The organism is Levilactobacillus zymae DSM 19395, assembly GCF_001434115.1.
In the GTDB taxonomy this organism is placed as follows: Bacteria; Bacillota; Bacilli; order Lactobacillales; family Lactobacillaceae; genus Levilactobacillus; species Levilactobacillus zymae.
Genome location: NZ_AZDW01000029.1, coordinates 46,885 through 56,642 on the forward strand (window position 1 = coordinate 46,885; position 9,758 = coordinate 56,642).

The 9,758-nt window shown below is 50.1% G+C and carries 5 protein-coding genes; 4 read left to right on the forward strand and 1 reads right to left on the reverse strand.

What is annotated here, in order from left to right; all coding sequences use genetic code 11:
- The first annotated feature begins 85 nt into the window (after positions 1 to 85).
- A complete protein-coding gene (locus FD38_RS06530; protein ID WP_057732500.1) occupies positions 86 to 1,648 on the forward strand; it encodes an N-6 DNA methylase in 1,563 nt (520 codons plus the stop codon).
- Positions 1,649 to 1,705: 57 nt separating this feature from the next.
- On the opposite strand, the gene FD38_RS12775 is transcribed toward FD38_RS06530, so the two are convergent.
- Positions 1,706 to 3,985: a hypothetical protein gene (locus FD38_RS12775; RefSeq protein WP_057732503.1), complete on the reverse strand. Its 2,280-nt coding sequence runs from the start codon at positions 3,983 to 3,985 to the stop codon at positions 1,706 to 1,708.
- 394 nt (positions 3,986 to 4,379) lie between these two features.
- On the opposite strand from FD38_RS12775, the gene FD38_RS06540 reads away from it, so the two are divergent.
- The 3 genes from FD38_RS06540 to FD38_RS06550 form a co-directional block, all read left to right on the forward strand.
- Positions 4,380 to 7,268, forward strand: a complete 2,889-nt coding sequence (locus FD38_RS06540; protein ID WP_057732505.1) for a type I restriction endonuclease subunit R — start codon at positions 4,380 to 4,382, stop codon at positions 7,266 to 7,268.
- Between the two features lie 22 nt (positions 7,269 to 7,290).
- Entirely contained in the window at positions 7,291 to 8,886 is a 1,596-nt protein-coding gene (locus FD38_RS06545; RefSeq protein WP_057732506.1) for a type I restriction-modification system subunit M, read from the forward strand.
- Positions 8,883 to 9,758: restriction endonuclease subunit S (locus tag FD38_RS06550; protein WP_057732508.1), on the forward strand; the 876-nt coding region annotated here is incomplete at its 3' end. The genes FD38_RS06545 and FD38_RS06550, both read left to right, overlap by 4 nt.

A 9,758-nucleotide genomic window follows, 5' to 3' on the forward strand; every position in this document is an offset into this window, starting at 1 on the left:
GCCATCTCGTTGCCTTTCGGGATGGCGGCGCTTTCTGTCTGCGGCTATAATGAATTTTATAAGACAACGCGAGGAGGCCTGAGAAATGACGCAAAGACGAACAACGGCATTTAAAAAACTACTGGCAACCTTCAAGGGGGTGCCCAAGGGGGGCGAACGGGTCTATTGGCAGGCGGCACTGAGCTTCTTCGGCTACCGGTACCTGGCGATGCGGGTTGAAACGGTGGTCCGCCAACGCTTAGGGACCCAACGACCGGAAGTGGTCTGGCAGGACGCCACGCACCGGCAACGCCTTCAAACGGCCCTCCAGGAAGAATTAGGCTTTTACCTGGAACCCCAACTCTGGCCGGAGCAGTTCTTGGCGGCGATGCACCACCTGCATGGCCACGATTTAAGCATGCGGCTGACGGGGGCCTTACAACAGGCCATGGACCAGATTGCCGCTTCGACCACGCCCACGTCGCGCCCGACCTTCGTGCATTTGTTCGACGGCGTGGACTTAGACAGCTTGCAGTTCGGGGGGACGGCGGAACAGCGAATTGAAAACGTCAGCCGGTTGTTCCTACGAGTTTATCAGTTACCGGTCGACGACTGGGGGGCCGTGTACGAGGACCTGTTACAGTGTGCGGCGGCCCAGGTGCGTCTGCCCGCGGGGAGCTTTTACACCCCCCGGTCGGTCTCGACCCTGCAGGCGGGCCTGGTCGACCAGGGCCAAGCGGTGACGGCGGTGTACGACCCGACCATGGGCACGGGGTCGTCGCTGATTCTGGCGGGGCAACGCTTGGAGGTTACCGCGTATTACGGGCAGGAGTTGATGCCTCGGACGGCGAGCTTGGGGCAGCTTAACCTTTTGGTTCACGGGGTGTCCTACCGGGATGGTCAGGTGGCCGTGGGGGACGTCTTAACGGCGGACCAGTTGGCCGGTCGGAAATTTGCGGCCATCGTGGCCACCCCCCCGGTCGCGGCCCACTGGGACCCGCACTACCTAGCGAATGACCCGCGGTTTACAGCCTACGAACAGTTTGCGCCCAAATCCAAGGCCGATTGGGCGTTCGTCGAACACATGCTGGCCCATTTGACGGATCAGGGGTGTCTGGCAGTGGTTCTGCCGGTGGGCAGCCTGTTCCGACAGGAGGCCGAGGGCGTGATTCGCCAGCAAATCGTCGAACGGGACAACTTGTTGGACGCGGTGATTAGTCTTCCCGCTAAAATTGCCCAGTTGGCGGCCAGCGCGGTGGTCGTTTTTCGGCGCGGTCGGACGACCCGGGACGTGTGGTTACTGGATGCGACCGGGTTCGGCACGAAACAAGACGGGAAACCCGACCTGGCGGCAACGGCGGTCACGGCCATCTTGGACCGGTACCACCAACGGCAGGAGGAACCCCACCTGGCGCACTTGGCGACCCTGGCGGAACTCCGCAAGAACGCGTTTGACCTCAGTGTGGCGCGGTACGTGGCGCCGGCGAATCGGCAACCGGCAGTAGACGTGCCGGCGACGTTGCGGGAGATTCAGGCGACGAAGCGCGAATTGGCGCAGCTAGACGACGAGTATAACCGGTTGTTGGCCCAGCTGGTGCAGAGCCAGGATGCGGCGACGCCAGAAACTCTGGCGATGTTGCGTGAGATGGGTAAACATGATCAAACATAGCTAAAGGCCCCCAGCCGATTGGTTTGGGGGCCTTTAATGATTACGGCAGCGGGTGCGTTATTGGCGTTTTCGGTAGTAAGCCACTAGGGTTGCTAGAAGTAGGCTCCCGCCGAGCAGTTGGGTGAACCGGGCTAGTCGTTCGTGAGTCTGGGGGAGTTGCCGAGCGGTTGCTGGTAAGGCCGCTGGTGTGCGGTGGGTCGTAGGGTGCTTGACCGTGGTAGGTGCCGGAAAGCGTGGCACCGTCCCCTTTGCCGTTTGTGTGGCGTGGATGATAGCAGTCGACGTTGGTGACGTAACGGGAGTCGTGGACTTAACGGGATGCGTAATCTTCGCGTTAGCGTTCCCGGTCAGGGGATGGGAAGTCGGCGTTGCCGTAACGGTTGGCGTTGGGGTGACTTGGGGCGCGGGTTGCGGGTTAGGTTCTGGTTGTGGGGTCGGTTTTTGTTGCGGATTTGGTTTTGGCTGCGGGTTCGGTTCTGGCTGCGGGTTCGGTTCTGGCTGCGGGTTCGGTTCTGGCTGCGGGTTCGGTTTTGGCTGCGGGTTCGGCTCTGGCTGCGTGTTGGGCTTTGGTTGCGGATTTGGCTCCGGCTGCGGATTTGGCTCTGGTTGCGGGTTGGGCTCTGGTTGCGGGTTCGGTTCTGGTTGCGGGTTGGGCTTTGGATGCGGATTTGGCTCCGGTTGCGGGTTCGGTTTTGGTTGCGGATTCGGCTCCGGCTGCGGATTTGGCTCTGGCTGCGGATTCGGCTCCGGCTGCGGATTCGGCTCCGGCTGCGGATTCGGCTCCGGCTGCGGATTCGGCTCTGGTTGCGGATTTGGCTCTGGTTGCGGATTTGGTTCTGGTTGCGGGTTCGGCTTTGGTTGTGGATTTGGCTCTGGTTGTGGGTCCGGTTCTGGTTGCGGATTCGGCTTTGGCTGCGGGTTAGGTTCTGGTTGCGGGTTAGGTTCTGGTTGCGGATTCGGTTTTGGCTGCGGGTTAGGTTCTGGTTGCGGGTTAGGTTCTGGTTGCGGATTTGGCTCTGGCTGCGGATTTGGTTCTGGTTGCGGGTTCGGTTCTGGCTGTGGGTTAGGTTTTGGCTGCGGGTTAGGTTCTGGTTCCGGGGTTGGCTTAGGTTCCGGCTCCGGTTTTGGCGGAATCAATTGATTATTCAAATGAAACACAAAATCGGCCGAGTAGCTGGACCCGGACCACGGATCGCCGTTGGGGATGGCGGAAAACCAGTAGGTCCCGTTGGGCGTGGTGGGCGTCGCCGTCACGATGTATTCGCCGTTCGTCTGGGTCACTTTAAAGTCGTCCGTGGCGTCATCGTCCATATCGTCGTTCGGTCTAGTACCGGATAACCGATAAATTGTTAACGGGAAACCCGCGGCGGGGGCTAAGGCCAAGGTTTGGGCGTCGCCCACCGTGCCCGCCGAATGGTCTCTGAGCTTACCGGTGAAGTTGTGCGTGATCAGCTGCGTGAGGTTTAGTGCGGGCTGGGTGGCCGTCGTGGTGAGCGTCCCGATATCAAAGGACTGATCGTCATCGATGCCGGCGTCTTTGAGGGCCGTTAGAATGTGGTTTTGGGCATAGTCGAATTGGCCTTTGAGGTCGCCACCCGGTAAGTAGCCGGTAAAATCGTTGTTCGTGACGGCTAATCTGTGAGCCCAAGTGATGTTATGCACGTCGGTGACGTCCGCCTGATCCCGGACGAACCCCGGATAGAAGTTGATGGGGCCGCTGAGATGATTGCTGACCAGGTTGGCGTACATTAATTTGGGATATTGGTCAAAGTGGGGCATGCCGCCCGTCAGACCTAGACCGCTTAGGGATAACCCCGTCAGTTCTGGGTTTTGGGGAAGAAGCTGGTCTATGTAGGCTTGCGCGTTGACGTTTAGGCCGAGTTCCGGACCCACTAAGGGTTCGCCGTCGTCCGTCATGGGACTGTACTGGATGACGACCTTCTGGAGGTGGGGGGCAAACGCCAGCGACAGGTGTTTAAGCTGGGTGAGGTCGACGCGGTCGGGATCTTGAAGCGTGAATTCGGTGATATTTTTAAATTGTTCGATCCCGGTCAAATCGTGGATGAAGCCCGGCTTCACTTCGGGGTAGTCCGGAAAGTCAACGTGGGGCCAGACTTGATTATCATCGGGACCGTCATTTGCCGGCGGGATGGGGGCCGATGGTATGGCGATATCGGGGGTTAAAATCTGGGTATTGGCGTCGGTGAGGGCGGGCACCTTATCGACGTAGTCCGCGAGGTTGTCGTCCGTAATCGTGATATCCGGATACAGGGGTTCTTCTTCTCCTTCGTCACCAACTTTAATCTGTCGGAGTTGTTCCTGAGCGACCCGTTCCAACCAAACGCGCAGGGTGTCGTCGTGAATCCAAGTTTTAGCGTTGCCCAGCTTGGCCTTGGCGGGCGCAGTTGGGGTGGGCGTCGCTGGGGCCGGAGCCTGACTGGTGGCGGCCGCCCGGGGAAGCGTGACGACGGGGGCTTGTAAAGGGTAAAATCACAATCACGGATAGTTTATTATATGCAACGTTTCACGACCCCATTATAGAATGATGCTAGTCAATGGCAAGCTAAACTACTTATAAATATTATGATGAAGGAATGTATAGGCAATAATTGCTTCCGTTTTATAACGGCATTCATGAAGAAAACTAAGTCTGTACCGGAAAGAGCAGACCGCCCACAGTTAAAGCTGTATAATGAAACCAACTATAAATTAATGAAAAGTGGGGTGCCTCATGGCTAGTGAATACCAGTCAGAAGCGGCGCTGGAAGTACAGTTTATGAAACGGTTAAATGCGCTAGGCTATTCGACAGTTCAGTTGCCGGATGAAGCCGCGGTTTTAGCTCATTTTCGGGACATTCTAAATCAACGAAATGCTCAAAGACTGAAAAATCAGCCGCTTAGTGATGTAGAATTTACACGCGTTTTGCATGAGATGGTGGGTTCGCGGACGCTTTACGATATCGGTCAGCTGCTACGGGGATCCGATGTTCAACCGTCTGGAAAGATTACCATCACTCGTGACGATAATTCCGAAGTTTACCTGGAATTTTTTGATGGCAAGACGGTGGATAATAATATTTTTGAAGTGGCTCATCAAATTACTGTGCACGCTCAGTACACCAACCGGTATGATGTCACGATTTTGATTAATGGTCTTCCGTTAGTGCAGATTGAGTTAAAGCGCCGTGGGGTGGAATTTACGCAGGCGTTTAACCAGATTATTCGTTATCGGGATGAATCCTTTCGCCAACTATTTCGGTTCGTTCAATTGTTTGTGGTGACGAATGGGGATGAGACGCGGTATTTTGCTAATGGGGATGGTAAATTAAATCCTAATTTTATGTTTTACTGGACGGATCAGCAGAATCATTGGCTAAACGACATTGATGCGTTTACGGCGTCATTCTTCGCTAAGAAACGACTACATAGTCTAATCGCACAATATACGATTTTTGATAACGCCAACCAGAAAATGTTAATTATGCGGCCGTATCAAATTTACGCGGCTGAGGCGATTATTGACCAAGCAGAACATCATCCACATGACAACGGTTACGTTTGGCATACGACCGGATCCGGGAAAACAATTACGGCGTTTAAGGCTAGTCGGTTAATTGCGCAACGAACAGACGCCCAAAAGGTGATTTTTTTAATTGACCGTCAGGATTTGGATAAACAAACGGCGGATAATTTTAATGCCTATCTACCCAAGGGCGTGGGCAACGAACCAGCTTTGGACCGGACTAAAAATACACATACGCTCATTAAACAACTGAAGAGTCAAGATAACTCGTTGATTATTACCACAATTCAGAAAATGAATAATGCTATCACCGGTAATAAATATCGTGATGTTTTGACACCGTACCATGACGCACACGTGGTGTTTATTGAGGACGAGGCCCATCGCAGCCAGTTCGGCAAAATGCGAACAGAAATCGACCGCTGGTTCCAGAACGCTCAACATTTTGGGTTTACGGGGACACCAATTTTTCCCGAAAACGTGGGCGTGGACGGCCGGACAACGGAAACGCTGTATGGAAAATGTCTCCATAAATATCTGATTAAGGATGCCATTCGGGATCATAACGTTTTAGGATTTTCCATCCAGTACATTAATACGCTTAAGGCCAAAGCGGGAATTACCGATGGGAACGAGTACTTTGCGCGGATTGATAAACGCGAGGTGATGGAGGCCGATGCCCGGTTGGAGATGATCGTGCAACATATTCTGTTGAATCACGATCAGGTAACCCAGAATCGGCGCTATAATGCCATCTTAGCGGTTAGCGATACGGAAGTTGCGTTAAAATACTACCATTTATTCCGGCAATTAGACCCGAATCATCGACTAAAGGTCGCCACGATTTTTACCTGGACGGCAAATGAAGATAATTCGGACGAGAAGCAATACGCGGATCAAACAACCGGGAAGATGCGGGTCAAAACGTCACGCCACGGCTTAGACGCTGCTATTGATGACTATAATCAACAATATGGAACCAGTTTTAATACGGAAAATTTTAAGGATTACTTTGCGGACGTGTCTAAGCGGATGAAGGCCCATAACGCCCAAACGCCGGACGACAATATTGATATTTTAATTGTGGTAAATATGTTTCTAACGGGATTCGATTCACCACGTTTATCAACCCTGTACGTCGATAAGAAATTACAATGGCATAATCTGATTCAAGCCTTCTCACGGACTAATCGTATCGAAAAGGAAACAAAGCCTTTTGGAAACATTATTGCCTACCGAAACATTAAGCAATATACCGATGATGCGGTTGAATTGTTCTCCGAAGGGTCATCGAAGGCATTCTTTGTACCAAGCTATGACGAACTTAAGCAGGCTTTCGATGATGCAATTGAAAAATTACATGCTGTAGCGCCGACGCCAAGCGCGGTGGATGACTTACACAACCAGGGTAATGATGAATTAAAGAGCTTCGTACTGGCTTTTCGTGACGTTTTACGGCTGCATAATAAGATTCGGGTCTACGAGCCCTTTAACTGGAACGATGTTAAGGATATGACGCCCCAGGATTTACAATCTTATCGTAGCAAGTACGCGACGGCCTATGACGAATTACAACGTGGCGCCGAGCAAGGAGAGACCGGGTCGATTTTAGACGATATCGACTTTGAAATCGAATTATTGGCGACGGATGTGATTGATGTCCAGTATATTAGTAATTTGATCAAGACCATTAGTCTGGATGATGATGAAAACATGCAGGCTGATCGGCGCAAGATTAAACATCTACTGGATAATGCGGACAGTCCAGCCTTGAAACTCAAGGCCGACTTACTGGCGGCCTTCCTAGATGAAGTAGTGCCGACGTTAAAGCCGGGTGCTAATGTAGGTAGTGAACTTAATAAATATCTGATTCAAAAACAACAGGAAGCAATTGGTACCTTCTCCGAAGAAGTTAAATTACCGCGGGAAGTTGTTGAACAACAGATGGAAAGTTATGAATTTTATGGCACACCAGATTCACGTAGCCTAACGCACGAATTAACCAAGGCTGGGTTTAAATTTGGTGAAAAGATCACCTTAAAGAAAAAGGTGACCACGTTTGTGAAACACGCATTGAAGAAATTTGCGTTAATTTAGTTGAATAGGAGTTTTTAAACACATGGCAGATACACACATTACGCAGGCGCAGCAACAGGCTGACATGCAAAAGCGACTCTGGGCGATTGCTAACGATTTACGTGGAAACATGGACGCCAGCGAGTACCGAAATTACATGTTAGGTTTAATTTTCTACCGCTTTTTGTCGGGTAAAGTGGACAGTTACGCGGGGGAGTTACTCGCTAACGATGATTTAACGTTTACTCAGGCCTACGCGGATGAAGACATGCAGGCAGAACTGCGAGAAGAAATTTTGTCTACCTTAGGGTTCTTTATCGAACCGCAATACCTTTACAGTACGTTGATTACGGATATCCAGGCTGGCGACTTTGACATTGAAAAGTTGGAAAACGCCTTGAATAAAGTTCAAGAATCCACGATTGGTCGCGATTCCGAAGATGATTTCCGCGGACTGTTTGCCGATATGGACTTGCATTCTAGTCGTTTGGGTAAGGATACGGCGCAACGTAGCGAACTCATGGCGAAGGTTATGCTGAATCTGGCAGATATTCCGTTCGATGTGAGCGACTTGAAGATTGACGTGTTAGGGGATGCCTACGAGTATCTGATTGGACAATTCGCGGCAACCGCCGGAAAAAAAGCGGGAGAGTTCTATACGCCCCAACAAGTATCGAAAATCTTAGCGGGAATTGTGACGTTGGGCCATGATCGGCTGAAGAGTGCTTATGACCCCACAATGGGTTCAGGCTCTCTGCTGTTACGTGTGGGAGATAGTGTGCCGATTGGGGAATACTATGGACAGGAACTTAACGGGACGACCTATAACCTGGCAAGAATGAACTTGTTAATGCACGGCGTAAATTATGCGCGTTTTGACGTTTACAATGGTGATACGTTAGAGGATGACCACTTTGATAGTATGGTTTTTGATGCGGTGGTAGCTAATCCGCCGTATTCGGCGCACTGGGATCCGGAAGGAAAGCTAGAAGACGAACGCTTCCGAAAGTATGGTAAAACGGCGCCGAAGTCCAAGGCTGATTTCGCTTTTGTAGAGCACATGTTGTATCATCTGGCGAATGACGGGACCATGGCGGTCGTTTTACCGCACGGGGTCCTATTCCGGGGCGCAGCGGAAGGTAAGATTCGCCAATACATGATTGAACAAGATAACGTGTTGGACGCGGTGATTGGCTTACCGGCGAACCTGTTCTACGGAACATCGATTCCAACGGCCATTTTAGTGTTTAAGAAGAATCGGTCAAAGAAGGACATTCTATTTATCGATGCGTCGAAGGAATTTGAGAAAGGTAAAAATCAAAATAACTTAACGGATGCACAGGTCGATAAGATTGTTAAGACCTATGCGGACCGGCAAGATATTGATAAGTTTGCGCACGTTGCGCAGTACGATGAAATTGTCGAGAACGAATTTAACTTAAACATTCCACGCTACGTAGATACGTTTGAGGAAGAACCACCGGTAGATGTGGATAAGCTAGTGGCCGATATTCAGCAAACGGACCAGGAACTTAACCAGTCGATGGCGGAATTCAGTAAGATGTTGAACGACTTAGAAGGCCAAAATCCTGACGCTCAACAGCAGCTTACGAAGATTAAGGAGCTGTTTGGCCAATGAGTGAGAAGATGACGCCCAATGTGCGGTTTAAGGGATTTTCGGACGATTGGGAACAGCGTAAGTTAGGGGATGCAGTGAATGTAGTCGGTGGAGGAACTCCTAAATCTAGTAACCCGCAATTCTGGGATGGAGAAATCGAATGGTTTACGCCAACGGAAATAGGAACAACAAAGTATGTTTCTAAGTCCGTTAGGAGAATATCAATTGATGGGCTTCAACATAGTTCAGCGAAGATTTTGCCCAAGAATACAATTTTATATACTTCGCGAGCATCTATTGGAGATGTTGCTATTACAAAAAACAAAGTTACCACTAACCAAGGATTTCAGTCGTGGATTCCTAAAAGTGAAGAGACTGAATTTTTCTATTATTTAGCACAAAGAATAAAAGGGACAGCTTTAAGATTGGCATCAGGATCTACTTTCAAAGAAATTAGTTCATCAAATATTAAAGGAATCAAAGTTGTTATTCCATCACAAAGCATTGAAAAGCAAAAGATTGGAAAAATGTTAGGTATCTTAGACGCCACTATCGCTTCCAATCAGAAAAAGGTTGATCAGTTAAAAACGCTTAAAAAACTTTTCCTACAAAAAATCTTTGACCAGGAATGGCGGTTTAGAGGTTTTACTGACCCTTGGGAACAGCGTAAGTTAAAAGATATTTCAAAATATTCAAATGGTGGCAGTTTCGAAAAAGACGTTGTCAGTACTGGAAAGTATGAACTTATAACTCTAAAATCCGTTGATATTTACGGTAATTTGATTAATTCTGGTAAATTTATCGATAAGTCCGTTACGACTTTGAAAAAAGGAACGCTTCCTGAATTATTCACCAGAAACTCCAAAATCCCCATCAAACACATGATTCAAGTG